This is a genomic window from Actinosynnema sp. NPDC002837 (genome assembly GCF_040295345.1).
GTDB lineage: Bacteria > Actinomycetota > Actinomycetes > Mycobacteriales > Pseudonocardiaceae > Actinosynnema.
This window is the reverse complement of record NZ_JBEOVG010000115.1, coordinates 1-26,247: the sequence shown is the minus strand read 5'-3', so window position 1 is coordinate 26,247 and position 26,247 is coordinate 1. Positions and strand designations below refer to the sequence as shown.

The 26,247-nt window shown below is 73.6% G+C and carries 16 protein-coding genes and 2 pseudogenes; 8 read left to right on the top strand and 10 right to left on the bottom strand.

Features of this window, described 5'->3' with window-relative positions:
- Positions 1–75: 75 nt before the first annotated feature.
- From ABTZ99_RS40485 to ABTZ99_RS40470, 4 genes are all read left to right on the top strand, one after another.
- Positions 76–231 carry a hypothetical protein gene (locus tag ABTZ99_RS40485; protein ID WP_499618348.1) on the top strand — a complete coding sequence of 52 codons (156 nt, stop codon included), beginning with the start codon at positions 76–78 and terminating at the stop codon, positions 229–231.
- Positions 218–2,461 carry a cytochrome P450 gene (locus ABTZ99_RS40480; RefSeq protein WP_499618346.1) on the top strand — a complete coding sequence of 748 codons (2,244 nt, stop codon included), beginning with the start codon at positions 218–220 and terminating at the stop codon, positions 2,459–2,461. The genes ABTZ99_RS40485 and ABTZ99_RS40480 overlap by 14 nt, the downstream gene beginning before the upstream one ends.
- A 240-nt stretch (positions 2,462–2,701) precedes the next feature.
- Positions 2,702–3,865: a macrolide family glycosyltransferase gene (locus ABTZ99_RS40475; protein ID WP_499618345.1), complete on the top strand. Its 1,164-nt coding sequence runs from the start codon at positions 2,702–2,704 to the stop codon at positions 3,863–3,865.
- Positions 3,866–3,916: 51 nt separating this feature from the next.
- Complete coding sequence (locus tag ABTZ99_RS40470) at positions 3,917–5,893, top strand: carbamoyltransferase family protein (RefSeq protein ID WP_499618343.1); 1,977 nt, start codon at positions 3,917–3,919, stop codon at positions 5,891–5,893.
- 63 nt (positions 5,894–5,956) lie between these two features.
- Here ABTZ99_RS40470 and ABTZ99_RS40465 read toward each other — a convergent pair.
- From ABTZ99_RS40465 to ABTZ99_RS40430, 8 genes and pseudogenes are all read right to left on the bottom strand, one after another.
- A pseudogene (locus ABTZ99_RS40465) lies at positions 5,957–7,531 on the bottom strand (thiopeptide-type bacteriocin biosynthesis protein); the annotation flags it as partial.
- The gene (locus ABTZ99_RS40460) at positions 7,528–8,859 is read right to left on the bottom strand and encodes a nitroreductase family protein (protein WP_499618341.1); all 1,332 of its coding nucleotides are present in this window, start codon (positions 8,857–8,859) and stop codon (positions 7,528–7,530) included. The pseudogene ABTZ99_RS40465 and the gene ABTZ99_RS40460, both read right to left, overlap by 4 nt.
- Positions 8,856–10,556: a TOMM precursor leader peptide-binding protein gene (locus ABTZ99_RS40455; protein ID WP_499618339.1), complete on the bottom strand. Its 1,701-nt coding sequence runs from the start codon at positions 10,554–10,556 to the stop codon at positions 8,856–8,858. The genes ABTZ99_RS40460 and ABTZ99_RS40455 overlap by 4 nt, the downstream gene beginning before the upstream one ends.
- Positions 10,553–12,106, bottom strand: coding sequence for a hypothetical protein (locus ABTZ99_RS40450; RefSeq protein ID WP_499618338.1), 1,554 nt, complete (start codon positions 12,104–12,106; stop codon positions 10,553–10,555). Before ABTZ99_RS40450 ends, ABTZ99_RS40455 begins: the two co-directional genes overlap by 4 nt.
- Entirely contained in the window at positions 12,103–14,556 is a 2,454-nt protein-coding gene (locus ABTZ99_RS40445; RefSeq protein WP_499618336.1) for a lantibiotic dehydratase, read from the bottom strand. Before ABTZ99_RS40445 ends, ABTZ99_RS40450 begins: the two co-directional genes overlap by 4 nt.
- Positions 14,557–14,674: 118 nt before the next feature.
- Positions 14,675–14,827: a thiazolylpeptide-type bacteriocin gene (locus ABTZ99_RS40440; RefSeq protein ID WP_498780057.1), complete on the bottom strand. Its 153-nt coding sequence runs from the start codon at positions 14,825–14,827 to the stop codon at positions 14,675–14,677.
- Between the two features lie 503 nt (positions 14,828–15,330).
- The gene (locus tag ABTZ99_RS40435; protein ID WP_498780055.1) at positions 15,331–16,362 is read right to left on the bottom strand and encodes a glycoside hydrolase family 10 protein; all 1,032 of its coding nucleotides are present in this window, start codon (positions 16,360–16,362) and stop codon (positions 15,331–15,333) included.
- 430 nt (positions 16,363–16,792) lie between these two features.
- On the bottom strand, positions 16,793–17,956 hold the full coding sequence (locus ABTZ99_RS40430; RefSeq protein ID WP_498780053.1) for a M20 metallopeptidase family protein: 1,164 nt from the start codon (positions 17,954–17,956) through the stop codon (positions 16,793–16,795).
- A 104-nt stretch (positions 17,957–18,060) separates the two neighbouring features.
- Here ABTZ99_RS40430 and ABTZ99_RS40425 point away from each other — a divergent pair, with 104 nt between their 5' ends.
- The 4 genes from ABTZ99_RS40425 to ABTZ99_RS40410 all read left to right on the top strand — a co-directional run bounded on the left by ABTZ99_RS40425 (position 18,061) and on the right by ABTZ99_RS40410 (position 23,853).
- On the top strand, positions 18,061–19,074 hold the full coding sequence (locus ABTZ99_RS40425; RefSeq protein WP_498780051.1) for an Lrp/AsnC family transcriptional regulator: 1,014 nt from the start codon (positions 18,061–18,063) through the stop codon (positions 19,072–19,074).
- Between the two features lie 81 nt (positions 19,075–19,155).
- Positions 19,156–20,157, top strand: coding sequence for a glycosyltransferase (locus ABTZ99_RS40420; RefSeq protein WP_498780049.1), 1,002 nt, complete (start codon positions 19,156–19,158; stop codon positions 20,155–20,157).
- Between the two features lie 124 nt (positions 20,158–20,281).
- Positions 20,282–22,597 (top strand): GH92 family glycosyl hydrolase, encoded by a 2,316-nt coding sequence (locus ABTZ99_RS40415; RefSeq protein ID WP_499618333.1) that lies wholly within the window; start codon positions 20,282–20,284, stop codon positions 22,595–22,597.
- Positions 22,594–23,853 (top strand): glycosyltransferase, encoded by a 1,260-nt coding sequence (locus tag ABTZ99_RS40410; RefSeq protein WP_499618331.1) that lies wholly within the window; start codon positions 22,594–22,596, stop codon positions 23,851–23,853. The genes ABTZ99_RS40415 and ABTZ99_RS40410 overlap by 4 nt, the downstream gene beginning before the upstream one ends.
- An 18-nt stretch (positions 23,854–23,871) precedes the next feature.
- Here the strand turns inward: ABTZ99_RS40410 and ABTZ99_RS40405 are convergent, their stop codons facing one another.
- Together ABTZ99_RS40405 and ABTZ99_RS40400 are read right to left on the bottom strand one after the other, a co-directional pair.
- On the bottom strand, positions 23,872–24,756 hold the full coding sequence (locus ABTZ99_RS40405; RefSeq protein ID WP_499618329.1) for a hypothetical protein: 885 nt from the start codon (positions 24,754–24,756) through the stop codon (positions 23,872–23,874).
- A pseudogene (locus ABTZ99_RS40400) lies at positions 24,749–26,247 on the bottom strand (hypothetical protein); the annotation flags it as partial. The pseudogene ABTZ99_RS40400 and the gene ABTZ99_RS40405, both read right to left, overlap by 8 nt.

Below are 26,247 nucleotides of genomic sequence, written 5' to 3'. Positions count from 1 at the left end.
CTTCCGATCTATCACAGATCATGGACGTCCCTTTCCCTGAGTTCGGACAACCCGGCGCCGTACCCGCGGAAGTCCGTGAGCCAGCTGCTGATCTCCGGCGACCACTTCTCCGTGCTGGAACAGCACTCCGCCTCCACCGCGCTGGCGATCAGCAGCTGGCTCACGGACTTCCGCGGGTACGGCGCCGGGTTGTCCGAACTCAGGGAAAGGGACGTCCATGATCTGGGATGACGTGTTCATCGGCGGCACCGGGCACTACCTGCCGCCGCGCACGCAGGCGACGGACGCCGTGCCCGACACCGACACCATGCGGCGGCTGCTCGCGCTGTCCGACTTCACCTCGTTCACCCGGTCCGACGACCTGACCGAGCACGCCATGGCGGTGCGGGCGGCGATCGGCGCCCTGCGCCAGTCCGGGCTGACCGGCGCCGACATCGCGATGGCCGCCTACGCGCAGATGGACCACCAGGACCACATGGCGTCCTCGTGCCACCTCCAGCGCGTCCTCGGCCTTGGCCACGCCCTGGTGTTCGAGGTGGAGGCGACCAGCAACGGCGGGTCGGCCGCGCTCCAGGCCGCCGCCGCCCACCTGGTGGCCGACCGGTCCGCCACCGCCACCCTGGTCACCGCGACCGCCCGGTTCCTGCCGCCGCGCTGGGAGCGCTGGCAGCCCACCGTCGGCATCTTCCTGGCCGACGGCGCCGCGTCCGCCGTGCTCACCCGCGACGGCGGCCGGGCACGCCTGGTCGCCACCGCCAACAGCTCCGCCACCCAGATGGAGGTCCTGGCCACCCCGTCCATCCCCGACCCGCTCGGGCACCGCAACCGCACGCCCATCGAGGTCACCGGCCTCGCGCCCTACCTGACCCTGATGAGCGAGGCGCTGGTCAACGCGGTCGAGCAGGCCGCCAAGGAAGCCAACGTGGCGATCGCCGACATCACCCGGTTCGTCATCACGGGCCTGGGGCTGGCGCAGCTGCAGGTCGTGGTGCTGGAACCGCTCGGCATCGACCTGGACCGCACCACCTGGCCGTTCCTGCGCGAACTCGGCCACGTCGGGCCGTGCGACCAGCTGCTCGGCGTCGACCACCTGCTCAACGACGGCGGCCTCGAGCCCGGCGACACGATCATGGTGATCGGCCTGGGCATGGGCTCCCGGTTCACCGCCGCGCTCCTGGAGGTCACCGAGCCGCCCACGCGCGGCACGACGTTCGTGACGCAGTCGGTCGAGCTCCCACCGGTCGAGCGGTACACCATCGACCCGTCCGGGAGCGACATCTTCGGCGAGGCGGCCACCCTGCGCGAACGCGGTCACACCACGCCGGTCGAGCTGCCCGGCGGCATCGGCGCGTGGGCGGTGACCGGCCACGAGGCCGTCAAAGCCGTGCTGCTGGACCCGGCCGTCTCCAAGGACGCCAACCGGCACTGGCCCGCGTGGCGCAACGGCGAGATCCCGCCCGACTGGCCGTTGATCATGTGGGTGGCGATGAAGAACATGTTCACCGCCTACGGCGAGGACCACGCCCGGCTGCGCAAGCTGGTGGCCAAGGCGTTCACCGCGCGCCGCATCGACGCCATGCGCCCGCGCGTCGAGGAGATCACCGCCGACCTGATCGACCGCCTGGCCGCCGTGCCGCGCGGCGAGGTCGTGGACCTGCGCGCGGAGTTCGCGTTCCAGCTGCCGATCCGGGTGATCAGCGGCCTGTTCGGGCTGTCCGAGCGGACCGGTGGCGACCTGCGCCGCCTGGTGGAGGCGGTGTTCAGCCTCGACGCCGACCCGGACGGCGTGCAGGGCGCGTCCGCCGAGCTGTACATGCTGCTGAAGGGCCTCGTCGCGGAGAAGCGCGCGAACCCCGGTGACGACATGACCACCGACCTGATCGCGGCGCAGGGGGAGGACGGCGGCCGGCTCAGCGAGCAGGAGCTGCTGGACACCTTGCTGCTGACCATCAGCGCGGGCTTCGAGACCACGGTCAACCTGCTCGACAACGCCGTGCACGGGCTGGCCGCGCACCCGTCCCAGCTCGACCTCGTCACGGCCGGGACGAGCACCTGGGACGACGTGGTGGACGAGACGCTGCGCTGGCAGGCGCCGGTGCCGAACCTCCCGCTGCGGTACGCGGTGCGGGACGTGGAAGTCGACGGCGTGCGGATCGCCGCGGGCGACGCGATCCTGGTGTCGTTCGGCGCGGCCGGCCGCGACCCGGCGCGGCACGGCGAGGACGCCGAGGCGTTCGACATCACCCGGCCGTCCCGGCGCGACCACCTCGCGTTCGGCCACGGCGTGCACTTCTGCCTCGGCTCGCCGTTGGCGCGGATGGAGGCCACGGTGGCGTTGCGGGCGCTGTTCGAGCGGTTCCCGAACCTTCGGCTGGCCGTACCGCCCGCGGAGCTGGAACCGTTGGGCTCGTTCTTCACCAACGGGCACAAGGCGTTGCCCGTGGTGCTGGAGGAGGACTGAGGTCGACCCCGCCCACGTCCGGGACGGCTTGCCGAGCCGGGCGCCGGGCTCCGGGTGGCGCGGCGCAGGGTCGCACACCCCGCCCGGCACGCGGTGGACTCGGCCGATCACGAGCTACGACAAGCCTGCTTACGGAGGGGAGGTGGCGAGGATGTCCGGTGAGAGCGGGAACGACTGGTCCCGCACGGTGTCGGCGAAGCACCCCGCGGTCGGCGCGGCGCGCTCCCTCGCCGAGATCTGATGGCGCACATCGCCTTTGTCAGCGCGCCCGCGGCCGGGCACGTCAACCCCACCCTGCCGCTGGTGCAGGAGCTGGTCCGGCGCGGGCACCGGGTCAGCTACGCCACCGGGCCCGCCACCGCCGACGGCGCGGCGAGGGCGGGCGCGACGCCGGTCGTGCTGCCGTCGGAGCTGCCGCCGGACCTGGACGCGCGCGGCGAGTTCACCGCCGAGCAGCTGGCCGTGACCCTGGAGTACTTCCTGGACGACGCCGAGGTGTCGTTCCCGGTGCTGGCCGCGCACTTCGAGACCGACCGGCCGGACGTGGTCTGCTACGACTCGGTGACCTTCACCGGGCGGATGCTCGCCAACCTGCTCGGCGTGCCCGAGGTGGCGCTGGTGCCGACGTTCGCGGAGAACGAGCGGTTCTCGGCGACGCAGGTGTACTTGCCGCCGTCGTTCGACCACCAGCACCCGCAGCTGGTCGCGGCGATCGGGCGGATGGCGAAGTTCGCCTCCGGCTTCAGCTTCCTGGACGACCCGAACCTGATGTTCGGCCACGTCGCGCCGATGAACGTGGTGTTCGTGCCGCGCTCGTTCCAGCTGTCCGCCGAGACGTTCGACGACCGGTTCCACTTCGTGGGGCCGTCGCTGGGCAGTTGGCAGGAAGCCGAGGAGTGGTCCCCGAAGTCCGACTCGCCGGTGCTGCTGATCTCGCTCGGCACGGTGTTCAACTCGCGGCCCGAGTTCTACCGGGCGTGCGTCGAGGCGTTCGCCGACGAGCCGTGGGAGGTCGTGATGTCGATCGGCGACCTGGACCCCGCCCGGCTCGGACCGCTGCCCGCGAACGTCTCGGCGCACCGGCGCGTGCCGCAGGTGGCCGTGCTGCGGCACGCCTCGGTGTTCCTCAGCCACGCGGGCATGAACTCGATCATGGAGTCGCTGTACCACGACGTGCCGTTCGTGACCGTGCCCCAGATCCCGGAGCAGCGGGCCATCGCCGCACGGGCCGCCGAACTGGGCCTCGGGGTCACGTTGGAGGACCAGACGCCGGCCGGGCTGCGCGCGGCGGTGGCCGCGGCGTCGGCCAACCGGGCGGCCGTGGCGGAGATGGGCGAGGTCGTCCGCTCCAGCGGTGGGGCGCCCGCGGCCGCGGCGGCGTTGGAGAAGCTGCTGGGCCGGTAGCCCGACCGTACGACGAGTAGCACCGAACCTCGCGAGTGGAGTGGGAGAGCCATGCTGACGTTGGGCATCAGTGGACACTTCGACCTGTTACCGGACCTGTTCCGGAGCTACATGCACGACGCCGCCGCCTGCCTGGTGGCCGACGGCGAGCTCGTCGCCGCGGTCGAGGAGGAGCGGTACAACCGGATCAAGAAGACGAACAGGTTCCCGACCGGGGCCGTCCGCGCCTGCCTCGACCTGGCCGGCGTCCGACCGCAGGACGTCGACGCCGTCGGCTACTACTTCAGCCAGGAGCTCCTCGACCAGGGGCTGCGGAACTACCAGGTGTCGGCGCCCGTCTACCCGATCAGCTCCGGCGTCGACCTCCTCCTGGACCGGCTGCGCACCCGGTTCGACTGGGACCTCGCCCCGGACCGGGTGGTGTTCTCGCGGCACCACCTCGCGCACGCGTGGTCCTCGTTCGCCCGGTCGGGCATGTCGGACGCGCTGGTCGTGGTCATGGACGGCCGCGGCGAGGACGCCTCCGCCACGGTCTTCGCCGCCGGGGACGGCGAGATGCGGGAACTGCGGTCCTACTCGGTCCCGCACTCGCTCGGCCTGTTCTACCAGGACGCGATCGGCCACGTCGGCTACGGCTTCGGCGACGAGTACAAGGTCATGGGACTGGCCCCGTACGGCGACCCGGCGACCTACCGGGAGCAGTTCCGCGGCCTCTACGCGCTGCTGCCCGACGGCGGCTACGAACTGATCCCCGGCCTGCCGGACATCAACCCGACCGTGGCGCCGTTCCTCGCGGTCGGGTACCCGTCCCGGACCGCGGGCGAGCCGGTGACGCAGGAGCACAAGGACTTCGCCGCCGGGCTCCAGGAGATGCTGGAGACCGTGGCCATGCACGTGATCACGCACTGGGCCCGGCAGACCGGCGCGAAGAGGCTGTGCTTCACCGGCGGCGTCGCGCACAACAGCAGCCTCAACGGGGTGATCCTGCGCTCGGGCCTGTTCGAGGAGGTCTTCGTCCACCCGTCGTCCAACGACGCGGGCTCGGCGGAGGGCGCGGCCATCGTCGCCGCCCAGCACCTCGGCGCGCCGCCCACCCGCATCGCCCGAATGACCCACTCGAGCCTCGGGCCCGACCTCGGCACGCCGGAGGAGGTCGAGCGGCAGTTGTCGGCGTGGAGCGGGATCGTGGACGTCGAGCGGCCCGCGGACATCGTCGACGCGACCGCGGAGCTGCTCGCGGGCGGCGCGGTGGTCGGCTGGGCGCACGGGCGCTCGGAGTTCGGGCCGCGCGCGCTGGGCAACCGGAGCATCCTGGCCGACGCCCGCCCGGTGGAGAACCGGGACCGGATCAACGCGATGGTGAAGAAGCGGGAGGGCTTCCGGCCGTTCGCCCCCGCCGTCACGCGGGAGGACGCGGCCACCTACTTCGACCTCACCGGCACCGCCGCGGACCACGGGTTCATGTCGTTCGTGGTGCACGTCCACGAGGACCGCCGGGCCGAGCTGGGCGCGGTGACCCACGTCGACGGCACCGCGCGGGTCCAGGTGGTCGCGCCGGAGGCCAATGCCCGCTTCCACCGGCTGATCGCCCGGTTCGGCGAGCTCACCGGCACCCCCGTGCTGCTCAACACGTCGTTCAACAACAACGCCGAGCCGATCGTGCAGTCCGTGCACGACGCGCTGACCTGCTACCTGACCACGGAGATCGACGTGCTGGTGGTCGAGGACTTCCTGGTCCGGCGACGGGAACCGGTGGTGCGGGCGCTGGACGACCTGGTGCCCGCGTTCCGCCCGGACACCCGGCTGCGCAAGGACTGGCAGCCGGGCGACGAGGTGAGCGGCGAGATCTACCTGAACTACTCGTTCGGCCCGTCGACGACCGTGTCACCGGCCGTGTTCGACCTGCTGGCCGCCGTCGACGGCAAGGCCACGATCGCCTCGCTTGCGGGCGAGCTGACCGACGAGGCGCGCGCCGAGATCCTGGCGCTGTGGCAACGGCGGTTCATCACCCTCGCGCCCAAGCCGTGACCTGAGGGTGTGACCCGCTTCCGGTTCCGGGCGCCTCCGACCTGAGGAGGCCCCGACCGGCAGCAGGTAGACCAACGTGTCGTCCACGCCGTCCAGCAGGAACACGTCGTGCGCGAGGTCGTCGTAGAACCCGCCGAGCAGCCCCAACGACAACGACAGGCCGGCCGCGACCAGGGCCAGGTTCTGCGCCAGGTGACCGGCCTCGGCGAACCCCAACCGCACGGCCCGCAGCCCGTAGTCGCGGCGCAGGTCGCCGATCCGCGCGTAGAGCCCGAGCAGCGCCGGTGCGGTGGCGATGTCCACGCCCCCGGTGAGAGCGGCGCCCGGACCGAACCAGCTCGACGTGCGCTCCACGTCCCCGACCCTCGGCGCGGGCGCCACCGCCACCAACCGCCGGTCGCCCTCGTCCACGTCGTAGAGACCCGGCGCCAGGCCGTCCACGGACCACGCCGCCAGCCGCAGCCGCGCGGTGTACCGGGCGCCGGCGCTGGGGTGCGGACGCCTGCCGTCGGGCAACCGGCCGTGCGCGGTCCACAGCAGCGCCGCCAACCGCGCGGCGTCCAGCGGTCCCCGCAGCGCGTCGCCCCGGCCGGTGCGCCGGTCGCGCAGGACCTGCCGCAGCGACGCCGGGGTGTCGGGTGGTTCCGGCAGCCGCACGGCCTCCTGCCACGGCTGGAGTGCGGGTCGGTCGTGGGAGCTGTCCTTGCGCGGTCGCTGCTCGTCGACGTCCGGGCGGTACTTGCTCGCCTCCAGGTACCGGCGGTCCGGCGCGTCGGCGCCGTCGGCGTGGAACCGGGCGACGCCCGTCGGAGCGAGCGCGGTGGCCGCGACCAGCCAGCAGATCGTGCGCTCCTCGTCGGGACCGATGCCCAGGCGGTTGAGCAGCATGTGGAGCTGGGACCCCCACACGTGCTGCGGCAGGTCGGCGCGCACCTGCCGCATCCAGTACGCCACCGCCCCGGTCGGTGCGGAGTCGACGCGGTCCCACCGGGCGCTCAACCGCGCCGCTCCGGTGGCGTGCAACCGGTGTGCGGCCGAGTGGGAGGACATCCTCGGCGCGGGAGCCGGTTCGCGGCCCATCCGCCAGGACGCGGCCAGCGTGCGCAGCCACGAGGCCGCCGCCGGACGGTCCAGTCCCAACGCGGACGTCGTGGCCATCACCAGTTCCACCGCGGCGCTGAGCTTGGCGCGCGGTGCGCGGGCCGCGCGCAGCACCGCGACCGCGACGTCCGTGCTGCGGCAGAAGACCTCCTCGGCGATCGGCATCGCGGCCGGCCCGCCGTAGCGCTCCACCTCCGGTTCGTACGGCGCCTCGCGCACGTCGCCGTGCGGCAGCAGGTCCTCGCCCGTCGTGCCGAGGGCGGCGTGGTAGCTGTCCGGGTCCACCTCCACCTCGGGGTGGCCCGCCGCCGCGACCATGGCGCGCAATTCCTCGGCGATCGCGTCCGAGTGCCCGGCGGCGTCACGCAGCCGCACGCGCAGGTGCGGGCCGGTCCGCCAGTAGCGCAGGAAGAACCAGTCGGCGATCCGGCCGGCGGCCCGGTGCTCGGCCATCGCGGGCGCGAGCACGTCGGCGATGAACGCGTCGACGTGCTCGACCCGCCACGACAGCCGCACGTGCAGCGCGGTCCACGTCACGGCAGCTCCTCCAACGGGCTGAGGTCGTAGGTGAACCCCGTGGCCCGCGGCCGGCCCGCCACGAGCAGGTAGAGGACGCTGTGCCCGGCAGGCGCCCGCACCAGCGCCTCCAACTCCTCGTCGTGCAGGCTGCGCAACGGGCGGCAGAACAGGCCCGCCTCCGCCGCGGTCGCGCAGACGCGCTGGGCGGCGGAACCGGCCGCGCGCAGCAGTGCCCGGTAGCCGTCGGGCCCGGTGTCGGCGATCGCCGCCGCCGGGTCGCCGGTGATCACCAGGGCCAGGTTCGCGCTGCCGATGTCCACTACCTCCGGCGGGTGCCTGAAGGCATCCCTGAGCCGCGCCACCACCGGTCCCGCCGTGACCAGCCGATCGGGGTCGTACCAGCCGTTCGGCACGCCCTCGACGTTGTGCACCCCCAACCGGTGCCGGAGGTGCGGGAGGCGTGGCACGGCGGCGACGACCGCGTGGAACGCCGAGGCGGGAAGCGGTCGTGGATCGGCGGCGACTCCGCGCGGCCCCATCCCGGAACTGCGGACCGGCGGTCGCACCCGTGCGCCGGTCTCGTGATCCGAGCACACCACGACGCCCTCGCCGGCCAAGTGTGCCCGCAGCCCCAGCCGTGCCGCGTGGTCGGCCAGGGCGGCGAGCAGGTGCCCGAGTTCCAGTTCCACCAGCACGTCGGCGAAGTCGCCGTACCCGGCGGAGAAGCGCTCGGGACGGCGCACGAGGTCGAGCCGGGCGCACGTGCCGAGCCGTTCGGGCGCGCCGCCGACGAGCGCCCGGCGAGCCGGGTCCAGCGGCCACGACCGACCGTCCACGACCAGCGTGACGTCCACCGCGAACGCCGACCTGGCGGACGGGTACGCCCGGTGGTCGTTGTAGGGGTTCCACGGCTCCCAACGCTGCGGCGTGGCGACGTCGGTCAACAGGTGCGCCAACGCCGCTCCGAACCGGCCGAAACGGGCCAGCCCGGTCAACGCCACCCGCGGTCCGGGCGGGGGAGGCGTTGGGTTCGGTTGCGGAACCGAGGTGATCGCCCGACCGGGGCCGTGCCGGTACGCGGCAGCGAGCGCGTCGGCGGCGGCCGGTGTGCCGGCGGGTGGCGCCTCGGGAGAGGTGTTGGCGCCGGTGGGCGCGTGGGCGCTAGGCGGTGTGGTGGCGGCGATCGGAGCGGTGGCGGTGGTCGGCGTGTGGGTGGCGGGTGGCGCGGTGGGAGCGGGTGGCGTTTGGGCAGCGGGCGCGGAGTCGGTGGTGGGCGGTGAGGTGCGGGTGGTCGGTGGGGTGGCCGCCGGCACCGGGTCGGCGCTCGGGGCGTCGGTGGCGGTCACGGGAACGGGTGGGGTAGCAGGGGGCCGGTCGGGCGCAGGCGCGGTATGCCGTGGGTGCGGCGGTCGCGCTCGCCGAACGTCATCGGCAGGGTGCCCGGCACGACGACCTTCGCCGTGTGCAGGCCGAGGTCGTCGCGCACCACCGGGTCGGTCAGGTCCACCGCGATCACCTCCAGGTCCAACGCCGCCCACGCGGTCACGTAGTGCTCCAGCAACGCGTCCAGGTCGTGCCGCGGCACGACGGGCGCGGCCGGCGCCACCGGGTCGCCCGGTCGCAGGAAGTCGTAGCGGTCGGCGGCTTCGGGCAGGCCGTTGACCGTCACGTGGTCCTCCATCGTGCGGATCAGGTCCGGTTCGCGCAGCATCCGCAGCAGCCGGTCCCGGTCGTACTCCTCCGGGTCGGCGTGGGCGCGCCGGGCGGCCGACTCGACGTCCACCGCCACCTCCACCACCGCGGACCGCACCGCGGCGTCCGGGTCCACCCCGGCGCCCGCCGCGAAGAACGCCCGCGGGGACGGCCCGTCACCGGTGTGCCGGGCCAGGGCGAGCACCGCGGGCACCGCCAGGTCGTTGGTCGCGTCGTAGCACTCCAGCCGGTAGCCGAGCTGTTCGAGCCGGTCGGACAGGTGCAGCGCGAGCCCGTCGCGCACCACGACGCCGCGCAACGGCGTCCGCTGGTACCACGCCATCAGGAACGCGTCCCGCTCGGCGACCTCGAACAGCCCGTGCAGCACGGCTTCGGTGAGGCTGTTGCCGGTGCCGCACCCGTTGGACGTCTCGTTCACGAACCGCGGCCCGGGTGTGCCGCCCCAGTAGACGACGTGCTCGGGCACCGCCACGGTGGTCCCGCGCGAGTAGGACCACCCGTGCACCCAGCGCGTGCGGACCTCCGGGGTGTAGGGCACCACGCCCGGCGACGGCAAGTCCGGCAGCCCGAAGCGGGTCGGCTCGACCGCGCGGTCCGGACCCAGGTCGGCGAACGACGCCTCCAGCACGGTCCGGGTGCGCCGGGGACGCATCCCGGCGAGCCGTTCCACCGCCTCGAACAACGCCACCCGCTCGGACTCGCCGAACGTGGCCGTCCGACCGAAACCGGCTTGCGGTCCGTCGTCGCCCACGATCCGCGCGCTCACCGCGGGCAGCGGCGCGTCGCCGACGCGGGACAGCCGGTCGACCGGTCCGTGCCGCCGGTCGACCAGCGCGTCGCGCACGGCGTCGTCACCGGTGAGCGGGTTCGGACCGCGCAGCGCCCCCGGCGGCACGGGCACGGGTTCGCGGACCACGACCGCGGCTTCGGCGGTGTCGTCGGGCAGCGGCCCGCACACCGGGCAGCCCTCGGGACGGGGCCGCACCCGGTGCTCGGTCACCGCGCCCAGGTCCGTGCGGACGGCCAGCACGCGGTCGCGGTAGGCGTCCGGGTCGGCCAGCACGAGTTCGGTCAACGCGTCCACCAGCGGGCCGTGCACCGGGGAGGGCACGCCACCCAACCGCACGCCCTCGTCACGACGCGGCACAGCGGCACCCTGCGCGGCCAGCCGGATGTCCTCCGCGCAGCCGAGGCACACCCCAGGACCGCCTCCGACGACCGGACCCACCAACGTCACCGCGCCGTCGTACCGGATCGGCAGCACCGCGCCGTCCGCGCCGACGCGCCGCAGGTCGCCGATCGTGTACGCGGTCAACGACACCACGTTCACCGGCTCACCTCCGGCACCGCGAACGCCGCCAGACCGGCCGCGTGCAGGACCGGGCCCAACGCCACCGGCTTGACCTCCGCGCCGCCCGACAGCTCCGCCAACCGGCGCTGCAACGCGTCTTCCGCGTCACGCAGCCCGTGCGGCCAGTGCCAGGACCGGTCGGTCCACGGGACGTCCGCCGTGCTCGGTTCCTCCACGGGGAACGCGCCGGAGAGCACCACCGGCTCCGACCCTCCGGCCTGCGCACGGCCCGCCGCCGCCATCGCCGCGAACGCCACGGCGTCGGCGGCGGTCGCCTCGACCGCCCAGGACAGCTCCGCGCCACCCGCGCGGACGACCGCCCGCACCACCCCGTCGCCGAGCCGGTCCACCGCCACCTCGGCGGGCAGTGCGAACCGCAGCACCACCGCCTTCCACCACCGCCGCGCGGTCGGGTCGGTCTGCCACTCGTCCGGGTCGACCGGGGAGCCCGGCAGGGACCGGGCGGCGGTGCGCAGCGCGAGACCGAGCGCGTGGACGGGATCCGCGCCCACCACGGCGTTGTCGGGCGCCAGCCGGTGCGCGGCGCGGACCACGGCGTCCAGGCGGGCGGACCGCTCGGTCGTGCCGTAGCCGACGACAGCGCCCGAGACGGCCAGCTTCACCGGGACCTGGGGCAGGTCACCGGTGTCCGGGGCGGGCACCGGCCCGAGCTCGGGGTCGCCCAGCACGTCGGCGATCCGCCCGGCGGGAGGCGTGGGGCGCACCGCCGACAGCCACGGGTGGTAGTCCGCCCGCAAGGGGTCCAGCCGCGCGACGAACACCGACTGGTGCGCCGGATCCCGTGGTGGCGCGTCGGAGGGAGCGTCCACCACCTCGTGCGCTGGGTCGGGCAGCCCGGCGACCGCGCACACCAACCGGTGCGCCGCGGCCGACCCGACCAACGCCGCCAGCACCTCCGGCACCTCACCCGCCGACCCGGCCAGGCGGTGGGCGACGGCCTCCGCGTCGGCCAGCACGTCGCCGCGCGCACCGGGCGCGGCGACGAACCCCACGTCCGCCGCGCACCGGGCGGCGACGACGTGGGCACCGCACACCAGCAGCAGGTCCGGCCCCGGCTCGACCGGCCCGACCACCAACCCCGTGGCCGTCAACGCCCGGCGCGCCGCCGCGGCCACCGCGCCGGACCCGGTGACGACCACCGTGCTCGCGCGCAACGCGTCCCACGCCGGCGCGGGCCGTTCCGCCACCGATTCCAGCCACCGCGCGACGTGCTCGGGCGGACCGTCGGCGTCCCAGGAGGCGGGCACCCGGACCAGCAGGTCGTGCTCGCGCAGCTGGTCGATGATCATCTTCAGGGCCGCCGCCACGGCCGGCGGCGCCTGGTCGGGCACGGTCAGCCGCTCCGGCGCCACCCCCGCGGTCAACGGCCCGGCCAGCTTCTGCCAGACCGTCCACAGGCCCTTGCCGCCGCGGACGGTGAAGGCGGTCGCCCACCCCCGCACGTGCAGGCCGGTGTCCGTCGGACTGGCGTGCACGATCGGGCGCAGCCGCACCAGCTCCCCGCTCACGAGATCCCCCAGTACGTCTCCGCGATCACTTCGAGCACCCGGCCGCCGGGTGACTGCGCGCCCGGCACGGGCAACGCCTCGGTCAGCTCGACGCCGTCGGGGAACCGGGCCAGCAGGCGGGGCAGGCAGCGCAGGTGCAGGGCGTTGCCGAAGTCGACGTACTGCGGCTTGGTCGGGACCATCATGCGTTCCAAAGGATCAGCGGACACGGCCCTGGCGCGGGCGTCCACGAACACGTGCTCCGGCAGCCCGTGCCGAGCGCGCAGCCGGGCCACCGCCGGTGCGACCGCCTCGTCGACGCCCAGTTCCGGGGGCGCGGGGAAGTCCCAGGTGCGGCGGGCCAGCACCACGTCCCGGTAGCGCAGCCCTCCGCGCCGCACCACCTCGCCGTCGTCTTCGCTCGACCGCAGCGCGTCGAGGTCCACCCAGCCGCACGCCAGGTCGGCGTGCAGCGGGAGGTGCCGGTCGGGCATCAGCGCCGGCAGCAGGAATCCCAGGTACACCACGTCCAGCGGCTCGCCCCGGTGCACGACCCTGACCTCGTCGGTCCGCCGGTCGTGCCGGACCTGGAGCTCGTCCGCGGGCAGGTCGACCCACCGGGCGTCCTCGCCGACCTCGTGGGCGCCCAGCAGCGGGTGCAGGTTGGCGTTGAACCCGTGCAGCGGCCGGAACTGCGCGAACCGCTCGCCGAGCGCTCGCCGCAGCTGCGCGGCCACCGCGTCCGCCGCGCCGGGCAACCGCCGCAGGAACCGGCTCAGGAACCGGCCGAAGCCGGGGTAGACGTGGTTGACGACCAGTCGCCCGTCCGGTGTCGGCTGGCCGAAGAACGCGTACGAACCGGGGCGGCGCAGCCAGTCCGGCACGTGGTGGGCGGCCTCGTGCACCAGGTCGTCGGACAGCACGCCGTCCGCGCGCGCCGCCGCCGCGATCTTCGCGCGGGACTCCATCAGCGAGACGACCCCGGGGTCACGCGCGGACCCTGCGGTGTTCGCGTCGTCCGGCGAGACGCCCGACAGGAAGACCGCGCACTCCGCCAGGGAGGCCGTGCCGCCGGGACCGACCGCGTCGACGAACCGGTTGCGCACCAGCCTGCGCACCAGCACCTGCTGGTCGAACAGGACCAGCAGCGGGGTGAGCCGGGTCAGCGCCTCGGCGCCGGTGGCGGGCACCCGGACCGGCTCCGGGAGCAGGACGTCCTCCAGCACCGGTGCGATCCCGGACAGGTCGACGCCGACCCGTTCGCCGAGGTCGCGCCAGCCCGCGGTGAGCTCGGCGGTGGCGACGGCCCGCGCGGGCGGGTCGGCGGTGGCGAAGGCGGCGGTGGCGGTCACCAGCCGCGTCAGCCGGTCGGCCACGTCGGGCGCGCCCTGCTCGCGCAACCACGCGGCGATCGCGGCCGGCGCGTCCGGGTCCTGCGGGTGCACCGGCTCCACCGGCACCAGCAGGCCGATGTCGAGCACCCGGTCGACGTAGGCGCGGGCGGCGGTGGCCGCCTCGGGCGTGGCCAGCCTGGCGGCCAGCGCCTCGACCAGTTCGGCCGGCACGACGCCGCCGGGTCCGGCGTCCCGCACCGCGGCCACCAGGAACCGCAAAGGCCCCGTGGCCGCCACGTCCACCTGCTCCTCGCGCGTGACGTCGATCCGCGACGGCGGGGCGTCGGGCGGGGGAGCGATCAGGGTGTCGCGGCGGAACACCACGTGGCCGTCGTGTTCGCGCAATCCGGGTGCGAGTCGGTGCGGCCGGTCGCGGAAGGCGGCCACCAACCGGGTCAGCAGGAGGCGGTTCGGCTCGGTGTGCGCCACCGGTCGCGCCCGCGGCCAGGGCCCGTCGCCCCAGGAACCCCAGCCGACCTGGGTGTACCAGGACAGCGGGCTGGTCTTGGACGTGGCGCGCAAGGCGTAGCGCAGCACCGTCGCCTCGACCTTGCGGGCCTTGCGGTCGGGCGCGCCGCCGCCGGCCGCCGCGCGGGTCAGGCCGTGCAGCAGGTCGGCGCCGGTCAGCACCCCGGCCAGCCGCACCGGCTCGGCCTGGCACACCCGCGCCAGCACGGCGCGTTCGGCGGCCAGCGCGTGCGGCCACGCGTCCAGCGCCACCTCGGTGGCGGCGTCGAGCGCGGCGCGTTCGTCGAGCCAGCGCGCCAGCGGCGGGACCCGCTCGGGCAACGTGCCCAACCCGGCCAGCAGCGCGGTCCGGGGCGAGCGTGCGTTGTGCACGTCGCGCCGCAGCGGCAGCACGACCCGGCGGTGGAACTCGGCCGGGTGGTCGCTCGCGCTGTCGTGCAACGCGTCGGCCACCTGCGGCGCCAGCTCCCGGAGTCGGGAGTGCGCCGCGACCGCGGCGGCCATCGCCCTCCGGAAGCCCGCCGCGCCCGGCGGTGGCTCGGGGTGGGGCAACGCCGCCACGCGGACCAACGCGTACGGCGCCAACTCGGTGGTGATCACACCGGCCATGCGCGCTACCTCCGCGGGAGGGTGGTCGGGGGCGCCGGGACCGACGCCCCCGACGTGGGACGTCGACGTGCGGCCACGAACGGTCCGTCGTGGCGAGCGCGTCAGCTCACCGGACCGGCTACTTGCCCGCCGGGTTGACGTGCGGCTTCGACGAGCAGCACGAGCAGGCCGTGGAGGCGACCGGGTCGCCGTCCACGAGCGTCGTGTCGGCGATGGTGGTCACGGCCAGTTCGTCCAGGACCAGGTCCTCGACCTCGAAAGTCAAGTCCATGGCATCCTCCCTCATTAGTTCGGAGTCGGGCTTGCGGCGCGAACTCAAGCAGATTGATCGGGGACCGACAAGACCGGGGAGTGCTATTCCAAACGATTCGAGAAAGGCTCGGATCGGTCATTCGGGTGAGCTTGGCCGGACGGGCGGATACACCTATTCGGACAGCCGAATAGGTGTTCTCGGGGTAATTGCGCGCGACCGGCGGCGAAGCGCCGGGTGACCGGTGTAGATTGCATCCGGCACAGCTCAGCCGTCATCGGGTGCCAACGCCGTGGTCCGAGTGGCCGAATCGTGCCGTCCACCATCCGTCGGCGATCTCCGGTACCGGTACTTCCCGGTCGGGGTGCGGGATTCCGAATGCACCGGAACGGTCGCGGGTCGAAAATTGGTGGTGGTGACCCGTCCGACGATCGGGTCGGTGCGGTGGTGATGTCATTCGGCCGTCGGTCATCCCGCGGTTATTGAATGCCCCGCTACCGGTGGACGGCCCCGACCGGGCGTTTTCAGTGGCACGGTGCGCCGTTGAGGGCGTCCAGCACGGCGGTGTAAGCGGGCTTGCGCGCGCCGGTGGGGTCGAACAGCAGCGGGGTGCTCGACGCTCGCCACGAGTCGCTGTCGCGGATGCCCCACACCGTGATGCCGGTGCACCGGCTCACCGCCAGGCAGGCCGTGACCGCACGGCGGTAGTTCTCCGCCTGGGTGGCGCCGGAACCCTCGATGTCCAGCTCGGTCAGCTGCACGTCCACGCCGAGCGCGGCGAAGTTGCGGATGGTGCCGGCGAAGTCGGCGGGCACCGGGTGGTTGGCGGTGAAGTGCGACTGGAGGCCGACGCAGTCGATCGGCACGCCACGCGCCCGGAAGTCGCGCACCATCCGGTACACGGCCTGGGTCTTGGCGTGGGCCCAGTTCTCGGTGTTGTAGTCGTTGTAGCAGAGCTTCGCGCCGGGATCGGCCGCCCGGGCCGCGTGGAACGCCGCCTCGATCCAGTCGTCGCCGGTGCGCTGGAAGTTGGAGTCGCGCCGCGCGCCGGACGTGCCGTCGGCGAACGCCTCGTTGACCACGTCCCACGAGTGGATCCGGCCCCGGTAGTACGCCACCACCTGCGTGACGTGGTTGAGCATCGCCTGCCGCAACGCCGCGCCCGACAGGTTCACCAGCCAGGACGGCTGCCCCGAGTGCCAGAGCAACGTGTGGCCGCGCACCCGCTTGCCCTGCCGCACGGCGTGGTCCACGACCCGGTCGGCCGGGGCGAAGGAGAACCGGCCCTGCTGCGGCTCGGTGGCGTCGAGCTTCATCTCGTTCTCGGGCGTGACCACGGCGAACTCGCGGTCCAGGATGCCCGCGTACGCGGGGTCGGACAGCTTGTACCCCTGCACGCCCGCGCCGAAGTACCGGCCGCTGCGCTCGGCGGCCGCGGCCAGGGTGTTGGCGAGGGTGGTGGCGGGCGTGGCGGGCGTGGCGGCGGCGACCGGCGGCAGCGGGCCCGCTGCGGCCAAGGACGCGGCGATCAAGGACGCGGATAAGAGTTTTCGCACTTCGAGGGCCCCTTCCGACGATGCGATGGCGTCCCACGATGGGTGTGCGCCACCGCGCCGGGCAATGCTTATCGAATGTTTTCGAAACCCCTGCGGCCGTAGGTGAGCCGGCGCAGCAACCATTCGGCCGGACCGGTGCGGTCCGCGCGGCGCAACGCCATGGAGAAAGCGGCTGCCAAGGCGCCGGAACGACGGCGTGGCGAGGCGTTGGTGCGGGCCGGCCACGCCGCCGCGCTCGCCGTGCTGACCGTTCGACCCCAGGGGCGGCACGTTCACCACCACGGTCCTGCGCCACTACGCCGCCAACGGTCGCCTGGACCCCGGCGGGCCGACCCTGATCACCACCCAGATCAGCGAGGCGATGGTCTTCAAGCTGTCCACCGACCTGGGCCGCGTGCCGACCGCGGGCGAACTGGCCGCCTGACGGGTCTCACCGGCCGCTGCGGCGCAGCGCGAGTTCGGCCAGGACGGTGGCGCCGTCGGGCAGCAGCGCGTCGTCGAACCGGACGAGAGGGGAGTGGTTGTCGGTGCCGTCGCCCGCGCCGAACGGGATGAACGCGCCGGGGACCTCTTGCAGCACGCGGGAGAAGTCCTCGGCTCCCGGCATCGGGTTCGCCAGCGGCCGGAAGCGCCCGGCGAAGACGTCGGCGATGGTGTTGGCGACGAACGCGGCCTCCCGCGCGTCGTTGACGGTCATCGGGTAGCCGTCGCGGTAGTCCACCTCGGCGCGCAGGCCGTGCGCCCGCGCGATCGACCGCGCCAACGTGACAGCGGCGTCCTTGATCCTGGCCCTCGCCGGCGCGGAGAACGTGCGCACGGTCGCCTCGAACCGCGCGGTGTCGGGGATGACGTTGCGCCTGCTCCCGGCGTGGAACGACCCCACGGTCACCACCGCGGGGTCGAAGACGTCGGCCTGACGGGTGACCATCGCCTGCAACGCCGTGACGATCTCGCACGCCACCGGGATCGGGTCCTGCGCGCGGTGCGGCCGGGCGCCGTGCCCGCCCGCGCCGACCACGGTGACGTCCAGCGCGTCGGAAGCCGCCATCGTGGTGCCCGGACGGGCCGAGAACACGCCGTGCGGCACGCCCGCGCCGAACACGTGCAACGCGTAGGCGGCGTCCGGCCGGCGGCCCGCGGCGTCCAAGACGCCCTCGGCGATCATCGCGGCCGACCCGTCCCACCCCTCCTCGCCGGGCTGGAACATGAAGACGACGTCACCGGCCAACTCGTCCCGCCGGGCGGCGAGCAGGTGCGCGGCGCCGACCAGCATCGCGGTGTGCATGTCGTGGCCGCACGCGTGCATCGCACCGTCCACACGGGACGCGTAGTCCAGCCCGGTGCGCTCCTGCACGGGCAACGCGTCCATGTCGGCGCGCAGCAGCACCACCGGTCCCGGCCGCGCGCCGCGCAGCACGCCGGTCACCGACGTCAACGACCGCCCCGGCGTCAGCTCCAGCGGCAGGCCGTCGAGCGCGGCGAGCACCTTCTCCTGCGTGCGCGGGAGGTCCAGGCCGATCTCGGGCTCGGCGTGCAACTGCCGTCGCAGTCGCACCAAGTGATCCATCAGGGCCGCGTTCTGGCTCGCCGACATGGCTGATCGCTCCTCGGGTCGGTGGCGGGGCACTTGCCGAGGATCACGTCGGGTGCCACTCTCGGCCCTCGAATTGTCAAGATCGCTCACCGGGATGGCCTCCAGTGCAGGATTCGTTCACACCCGACGAGACCGACCTCCGGCTCGTCCACGCCCTGCAAGCCGCGCCGCGGGCGACCTGGCACGAGGTCGGGCGCTCGCTCGGCATCGACCCGGTCACCGCGGCCCGGCGGTGGCAAGTGCTGGCCGACACGGGTTTCGCGCGCGTCACCGCCTACCCCGAAGTGCGGCTGTGGGCCGCGGACCACTGCAACGCGTTCATCGAGGTCGACATCGAGCCGACGTCCCGCGCGCACGCCGTCGAGGTCCTGTCCCGCATCCCGCAGGTCGTCTCGATCTCGATCATCAGCAGCGGGCGAGACCTGTTCCTGACCCTGCTGACCCCCGACCTCGCCACCCTGTCGCACCTCGTGCTGCACCGGCTGCACGCGCTGCCGGGGTTGCGGCGGACGCGTACGCACACCGTCACCACCGTCTACGGCGAGGGCAACCACTGGCGGCTCGGCGCGCTCGAACCCCAGCGGCGCGCGCGGGCCGTGCCGGGCAGGCCGAGCGGGAGCCGCGCGGTCTGGAAGCCCCACCACCGGGAAGTGCTGCGGGCATTGGACGACGGGCGCAGGCCGGCCGCCGAGATCGCGACCCGCACCGGCCGCAGCGGGTCGACCGTGCGCCGGTGGCTCAACGAGATGGTCGACGGCAGGCTGCTGTCGCTGCGGTGCGAGGTCGCGCAACCCGTCACGGGGTGGCCGATCGCCGCGACGTTCTGGGCCAGGGTGCCACCGGACGAGCTGGACCGGACTGCGTCCGCGTTGACCGAGCTGCCGGAGGTCCGGCTGTGCGCGGCCGTCACCGGTGCGGACAACCTCGTGATGACGTTGTGGCTGCGCTCGCTCGGCGACGTCCAACGCCTGGAAGCCGAACTGGCCAGGCGACTGCCCGCGCTCACCCTCACCGACCGCGCGGTCACGTTGCGCGCGGTGAAGCGGATGGGGTGCCTGCTCGACGAGACCGGGCGGATCACCGACGTGGTGCCCGTCGACCCGTGGGCGACCGCGTGAGGAACCGCCTGCCCGTGGGCGACCGCGTGAGGAACCGCCTGCCCGTGGGCGACCGCGTGAGGGAAGCGTAGGTTCGCAGCCATGCGCGTACTGTTTGCCGGCCTCGCGTCGGTGGGGCACACCTATCCGCTGATCCCGCTGGCGATCGCCGCCCGCGAAGCCGGGCACGAAGTGCACTTCGCCGCCGGCGAGGAGGTGCACGCGCCGTTGGCCGCGAACGGGCTGCGGCCGTTCCGCCCCGCGGACGCGTTCTACGAGATGTACGCCGAAGACCTGGAGCCGGAGCTGGCGCGCCTGCGGCCCGACCTCGTGGTGCACGGGTGGGGCGTGCCGGGTGCGGCGATCGCCGCGCGCCGGGCCGGGATCCCGGGCCTGTGGCACGGTTTCGGCCGCATGTTCCCCGACGGGATCGGCCTGGAGTCGCCCGCGAAGAGCGCCCCCGGCCGGCCGCACGTCGACATCTGCCCGCCTTCCTTGCAGGACAAGGACTTCCTGGCGGGCGAGGAGCGGATCGAGCTGCGCCCCGTCGCGTACTCCGAACCCGGCGCGCTGCCCGCCTGGGACGGGCACCGCACGTCGCGGCCGTTGGTCTACCTGACGCTCGGCACCGCTTTCGGCACACCGGAGTTGTTGACCACGGCCATCGACGCCCTGGCCGCGCTGGACGCCCGCGTCGTGGTCGCGACCGGTCGCGTGCGCCCGGAGGAGCTCGGCGACGTGCCGGACAACGTCACCGTGCACAAGTGGGTGCCGCAAGCCGACCTGCTGCCGTACGTGGACGTCGTCGTGCACCACGGCGGCAGCGGCACCACGCTCGGCGCGCTGGCCGTCGGCGCGCCGCAGCTGATCCTGCCCCAGGGCGCGGACCAGTTCGCCAACGCCGACGCGGTCACCGCCGCCGGGGCCGGCGTGCGCCTGCTGCCGGACGAGGTGAGCGCGGAAGCCCTCGCCTCCGTCGTCCGAACCCTGTCCCGGCCCGGCGGGCACTCCGAAGCCGCGCGGGCGATCGCCGAGGAGATCGCCCGGATGCCCGGCCCGGACGACGTCGCCCGCCGACTCCCGGACTACGCCGACCGCGGCTGAACCACCTCGACGCCACGTCGACAACCGGCCTGGCGTCCGCCGGGCCCGCCGTGGCTCGACCCCGGTAACCCGGACCGGTGAACAGGGCCGGACGCCTCCCGACCTTGACCGGTAACCCGGACCGGTGAACGGGGTCAGGCGTTCCCACCGAGTTCACGTCGCCGAAACCACCGGCGGCCCGGCGGCGACCTACAGTCTCGCCATCCTGAACGAGATCGATCCCTTCATCGGAACGGCCGCGACCTCCCTGCCACCGGCGCAGGGTCTCGCGGCCACTTGGTGGTGGCCGAAAGCGCAGATCGGCAACACCCACCCGGGCGCGACGTCCCCGCTCGGCATGGTGTCCGCCTGCGCCTACTCCGGCGCCTACCCGACCGGCTACGGCCGGTACACGAAGAACACCGAGGGCCTGCCGGAGGAGATGTTCGACCGGTCGCTGGCCTCCGGCTTCACCCACTTCCAGCAGTCCGGCACCGGCGCCATCCGCAAGTACTACAACTACGTCCGGGTGACACCGATGGTGCAGCAGCTGGACGCGCTCGGTCACGCCTGGCCGCTGCACGACGAGGTCGCCGAGGCCGGGTACTACGCGGCCACGCTGGACACCGGCGTCCGGTGCGAGATCACCGTCGGCGAGAAGGTCGCGGTCCACCGGTACACGTTCCCGGAGCACCGCAGCGCGCGCATCGTCGTGGACCTGTCGTGCGGCGGACTGGCCATCGACCACGGCCGCACGATGCCGCTGCGCGCCCACGTGGAGAGCCTCGGCCACGGCCGGGCGCAGGGCACGGTCGTGGTGGAGGGCGTGCCGCTGTCGGTCCACGTCGAGGTCGACTCGCCGGGGTGGCGGCAGATGCTCTGGCACGACCGCAGGCTGATCGAGGGCGGCACCCGGCTGGACTTCGACCGCATCCGGCAGACCACCCTGCGCCCGTTCGGGCTGCTGTTCCTCGGGCCGACCGCCGCCGGGCAGAGCGTCGAGGTGCGGATCGGGTTCTCCCTGCGCGGCTGCGAGCAGGCCAGGGCCAACCTGCGCCGGGAGTGCGGGCAGGAGCCGGCCGCGTTCGACGTCATCCGGGCGCGCACCACCGACCGCTGGCGCGACCACGTGGGCCGGATCGAGGTCGAGGGCGGGTCGCCCGCCAGGCGGCAGGTGTTCGCCACCGCCCTGTACCACTCGCTGATCAAGCCGTGCTTCGCCGACGACGAGAGCCCGTTCTGGCCGACGTCCGGCCCGTTCGCGTTCGACGTCTGCACGATGTGGGACATCTACAAGACGCAGCTGCCGCTGCTCGCGGCGATCGTGCCGGACCGGGCGGTGGACCTGCTGGAGTCGCTCATCCGGGTGTGCGAGGAGGAGGGCAACTTCCCGATCGGGTACCGGATGGCGCGGGGCGCGGACCGGTTCTTCCGGCAGGCGAGCGCGCTGGTGCACACCGCGTTGGCCGACGCGCACGCGCTGGGCCTCGGCGACCTGGACTGGAACTGGGCGCTGGCGCACATGGAAGCCGACCTGCGCCGGCTGTACGGCGAGGACTTCTACGAGCACGGCGTCGTGCACCCGATCTCGCACACCCTCGACCTGGCCTACGCCTACCACTGCACCGCGGGCGTCGCGCGGGCGTTGAACGACCACCGCCTCGCCGACGACCTCGCCGCGCGCGGCCTGCTGTGGACCAACGCGTTCGACCCGGCCACGGGCCTGCTGCACGACTCGTCGTTCTACGAGGGCGGCAAGTGGAACTACTCGTTCCGGCTCGTGCACGACATGGCCGGGCGGATCGCGCTGGCCGGCGGGGACGACGCGTTCGTCGCGATGCTGGACTCGTTCTTCGGGTTCGGCGCGCCGCCGGTGACGCAGCCCGGCAGGCGGCCCGACCCGGCCGAGATGGCGGTCGGCTACGCGCTGAACCGGTTCGAGGGGCTCAACAACGAGCCCGACATGGAAGCGCCCTGGTCCTACCACTACGCGGGCCGGCCCGACCGCACGGCCGAGATCGTGCACGCGGCGCTGACCTGGCAGTTCGGCACCGGTCCCGGTGGGCTGCCGGGCAACGACGACTCCGGCGGCCTCAGCTCCTGGTACGTCTGGGCCTCGCTCGGGCTGTTCCCGGTCGCCGGGCAGAACCTGTTCCTGGTCAACGCGCCCGCGTTCGCCCGCGCCACCGTCCACCTCGGCGACCGGGACTTCGTCGTGGAGACCAGGGGCCACCGGGAGACGCCGGTCAGCTCCGACGGGCTGGAACGCGTGCCGCCGCCGCAGTACGTGCAGTCCGCCCGGCTCGACGGCAGGCCGCTGGACGCGGCGCACCTGAGCGCCGTCGACGTGCACGCGGGCGGGCGGCTGCAACTCGAACTCGGCCCGGAACCCTCGGCCTGGGGCCGCCGGGTCCGGCCGCCGTCACCGTCCGACCCGTCCACGCCGGGAGCGCGCCCATGACCACGCCGAACCGCCGCCTCGTCATCGTGGTCCGCGCCGACCCGGTGATCTGCGGCCACTCCGGGGAGGCGCGCAACCTCGCCGAGGTCGCCCTCACCCGCGGCTTCGACGACGTGCGGCTGCTGACGTGGCCGATGCCGGCGCTCCAGGCGGCCGGGCTGCCGCTCAAGCCGCTCGACCGGATCACGCCCTACAGCGCGGGCATCACGGTGGAGCGGCCGGAGCCGGTCGGCGACTACCGGGTGCCCGACGGCCGGTACCTGGCCGGGCTCACCGGCCGCCTCGTCGAGCTGCTCGCCGAACCGGTGCCGACCACGTGCCTGTCGATGTACCTGGTGCCGCACACGGCGGTCGTGGGCGAGGCCGTCGCGGTGGCGCGCGCGGCCGGCTTCTCGCCCGACGTGCGCACCATCGCGAAGGCGGTCGGCTCGGACGTCACCAACGTGATCCGCTCGTGCCTGCGCGAGGGCCGGTTCGGCGCGGCGGTGGCGCTGTTCACCACGTTCCTGGCCAACGACCAGGTGATCGCGGTGTCGGAGTACACGCGGCAGGAGATCGTGACCGCCGCCGAGGCCGTCGACGCGCACTGCGGCACCCGGCTCGCCGACGAGTGCCGCGCGCGGGTCGCGGTCAGCTACCCGCCGATCGACACGTCCGCGTACCTCGACCTCGACCCGGCCCTGGTCGACGCCGCCCTCGCGCGGCGCGGCCTGCACCGTGACGGCTACGTGCTGTTCCTGTCCCGGGTGGCGCGGGCCAAGGGCGTCCACGACCTGGTGACGGCGTTCACCCGGTCGAGGGCTCGGTCGCGGGTGAAGCTCGTGATCGCCGGGAACGGCCCGGCCTTGGCGGACGTCCGGGCGCTCACCCGAGGCGACGACCGTGTGGTGCTGCTGTCCGACGTGGACGACGAGGAGAAGCCGCTGCTGATGCGCGGTTGCGCCGCCTACGCGCTGCCGACCAGGCCGGAGCCGGACTTCGTGGAGACGTTCGGCATCGCGTTGACCGAGAAGATGCTCGCGGGAGGCGGCCCGGTGATCACCACGATCACCGGCGGCACCGGCGAGGCGGTCGGCGGCACGGCGATCATCGTGGAAGCCGGTGACGTGACCGGACTCGCCGCCGCGATCGACCGCGCCGTGCTGGACCTGTCGGTCGAGGAGCGGCGGTCCATGGCGGACCGGGCCAGGGCGCACGCCCTGTCGTTCGACCGGGCGCGGGTGTTCGACGACCTGTTCGCCACGTCCGTGCGCTGAGGGTCACCCCGGCCGGCGTTACGCCAGCTTGGCCCGCAACCAGTCGGGCAGCACGCCCTCCGTGCCGCCGGAGAGCCGCAGCTCCTCCCGGTAGGCCTCGGGCGGCGGCGGCGCGATCCACGTCGGCTCGTCCGCGCGGTTCATCTCGAGCTTCTGCTCGCCGGTGGCCTGGATCTCGAACTTGGCGCTGTACCAGGCGCCGTCGGCCCGGGTCGCCGCGCGCAGCTCGCGGAACCGCTCGGCGACGGCCCGCGGCGGCGACCAGCGTTCGAGCGCGCCCGCCACCGTGTGCACCAGGGCGTTGGTCTCGGTGTGCTCGCCGATCTCGCGGAACTGCACTTGGGCGTAGTCCCAGCCCGGCGGCAGCGTCTGGAGCAGCTGGTTGCCGATCCTCCTGGCGTAGCGGCCCTGCTCCTCGGCGTCGACGCCGGTGCGCGCGGGGGCCTTCTCACCCGTGAGGGTCTCGTGCAACCAGGCGGGCAGCTCGGCCCTGGGGAAGTCCTCCAGGTCCTTGGCCAGCACCTCGGGCCCGATCGGCGGGTCCCACACCGGGTCGACGTCGAAGTTGAAGTTCACCCGGAAGGTGCTCGGCGGGTCCACCACGAGCCGCACCGAGAACCAGGTGCCCTGGCCCGGCTCGTAGAGCAGGACGCGCAGGTCGCCGAAGGCCGGGTGGATCTCCCGCGGCAGCTCCTGCGGCTGCGCCGAGCCGTCGGCGAGGATCGTCGTGTAGACGAAGTCCTCCACAGTGGACGCCAGGGTGGCCTTCAGGTCGAGCCGCTTCGCGTCGGGCGGGGCGAGGTCGAGCAGCCGACCGCAGACCCACTGCAGGATCCGGTTGACCTCGGCCTCGCGCTCCGCCGGCGTCGGCGGCTGTGCCTGCGGCGGGTTCGGGTCAGACATTCGGTGAACTCCTGAAGTGGTAGCTCGTCCTGCCGGTGCTCGGGTCCAGCCGTTGCTCGACAACATACAGCCGATCCGGCACCCGGCCCTGGCTGGCTTCGCCCGAGAAGACGCGGACCCGTTCGACCACGATGCCGTCCTTGTCCACCGCCGCGCGGCGGTCCTTCTCGATCTGGGCCCAGCTGTCCTTGTACCGGCTCGCCGCGTCGGAAGCCGGGCGGCGCAGGTTGTTCTCGCGGTAGAGCTGCGAGACCTGGTTGATCGCCTCGTTGCCGCCGCCGGAGGCGTGGTCCTGGAGGTGGCCGCCGCGGCGCTGGTCGCCGTAGATCATCTCGCCGTGCTTGCCGGACGGCGTCTGCACGTCGGTGTCGCGGGACACGTGCGTGCCGCCGTAGTCCGGGGTGAAGGCGATCGACGACACGCCGTTGGTGTTGGTGTGGTAGACGGTCGTGCCGGTCTGGAACCGCGTCTCCGCCAGCGGCAGGCCCTCCACCCGCCGGCCCGTGACCGGGTCGGGGGTCGAGTTGACGCGGGGCGCCTCGACCGGCTCGGGGGAGTAGGGGTCGCGCATCGTGTTCTTGTTGCCCAGCTCGGGGTTCTTGTCCGTCCACGTCTCGATGTGGGTGAACTGGGACTTCCCGTCCTTCAGCTCGGGCGAGGTGAAGAACGTGCCGTGCCAGACGTCGCCGTTGGGCGTGCGGCGGGTGACCTCGTAGCGGCAGTCGGGGTCGAGGTCGGTGCGGTCGCTGAACGGTCGCTGGTTCGGGTCGTGCGCCAGCGTCTCCGTGCGGTACTTCGCGCCGCCGGGTTCGTAGTCGGGGCCCTTGGGGCTGCCGAAGTCGTCCAGGTCGAACCGCGGTCGGCCGTCGGCGTCGGTGCGGAAGGTGAACGGGTCGCCGCCCGTGTGCACCCGGTAGTCCGTGTCCGGCCGGGGGTGGACCACGTCGGCGTTGCCGAGCGGGTTGGCGTCCGTGCCGATCCGGGTGTTCGGGGTGTGCGCGTCGACGTGCGTGATCCTGGGCGGCGTGCCGCCGTCGGTGTAGACGGTCGTGCGGTGGCCGGTGTCGTCGTGGATCTGGTAGCGGGTGTTCGGCTCCAGCGGTCGGTCGTGTTGTGGCGGGTCGTAGAACGGCTCGCGCCGGTCGACGGTGACGTCCTCCGACCGGGTGTGCTTCGGCTCTTTCCAGTCGATGTCCTGGTGAGTCGGCGACTCCCGGTCACCGGGGCGTGCGGCGCGGTCCTTGGCGTCGGTGTCGAGGTCGGTCTTGTCGGCGTCCTTGGTGCCGGGGACGAAGCCGTCGTCGCTCGCTCTGGTGGTGGTGCCGTCGGGGTGGTGGGTGTGCCATTCGCCGTTGGGTGGGATGCGGGGTTGGCGGTTGCCGTCGGGGCCGGTGGTGGCGTCGCTGGTGTAGACGCGGCCGTTGGTGTCGGTCCAGGCGGGTTTGGTGGGGGCGAGGACGTCGGCGTTGGTGTGGCGGGCGAGGCGGTTGG

Coding starts and splice junctions, on each gene's coding strand:
- ABTZ99_RS40410 (WP_499618331.1), top strand. CDS start 22,594: ATGACCACGCCGAACCGCCGCCTCGTCATCGTGGTCCGCGCCGACCCG.
- ABTZ99_RS40480 (WP_499618346.1), top strand. CDS start 218: ATGATCTGGGATGACGTGTTCATCGGCGGCACCGGGCACTACCTGCCG.
- ABTZ99_RS40475 (WP_499618345.1), top strand. CDS start 2,702: ATGGCGCACATCGCCTTTGTCAGCGCGCCCGCGGCCGGGCACGTCAAC.
- ABTZ99_RS40405 (WP_499618329.1), bottom strand. CDS start 24,756: ATGTCTGACCCGAACCCGCCGCAGGCACAGCCGCCGACGCCGGCGGAG.
- ABTZ99_RS40430 (WP_498780053.1), bottom strand. CDS start 17,956: ATGTCGGCGAGCCAGAACGCGGCCCTGATGGATCACTTGGTGCGACTG.
- ABTZ99_RS40470 (WP_499618343.1), top strand. CDS start 3,917: ATGCTGACGTTGGGCATCAGTGGACACTTCGACCTGTTACCGGACCTG.
- ABTZ99_RS40440 (WP_498780057.1), bottom strand. CDS start 14,827: ATGGACTTGACTTTCGAGGTCGAGGACCTGGTCCTGGACGAACTGGCC.
- ABTZ99_RS40445 (WP_499618336.1), bottom strand. CDS start 14,556: ATGGCCGGTGTGATCACCACCGAGTTGGCGCCGTACGCGTTGGTCCGC.
- ABTZ99_RS40420 (WP_498780049.1), top strand. CDS start 19,156: ATGCGCGTACTGTTTGCCGGCCTCGCGTCGGTGGGGCACACCTATCCG.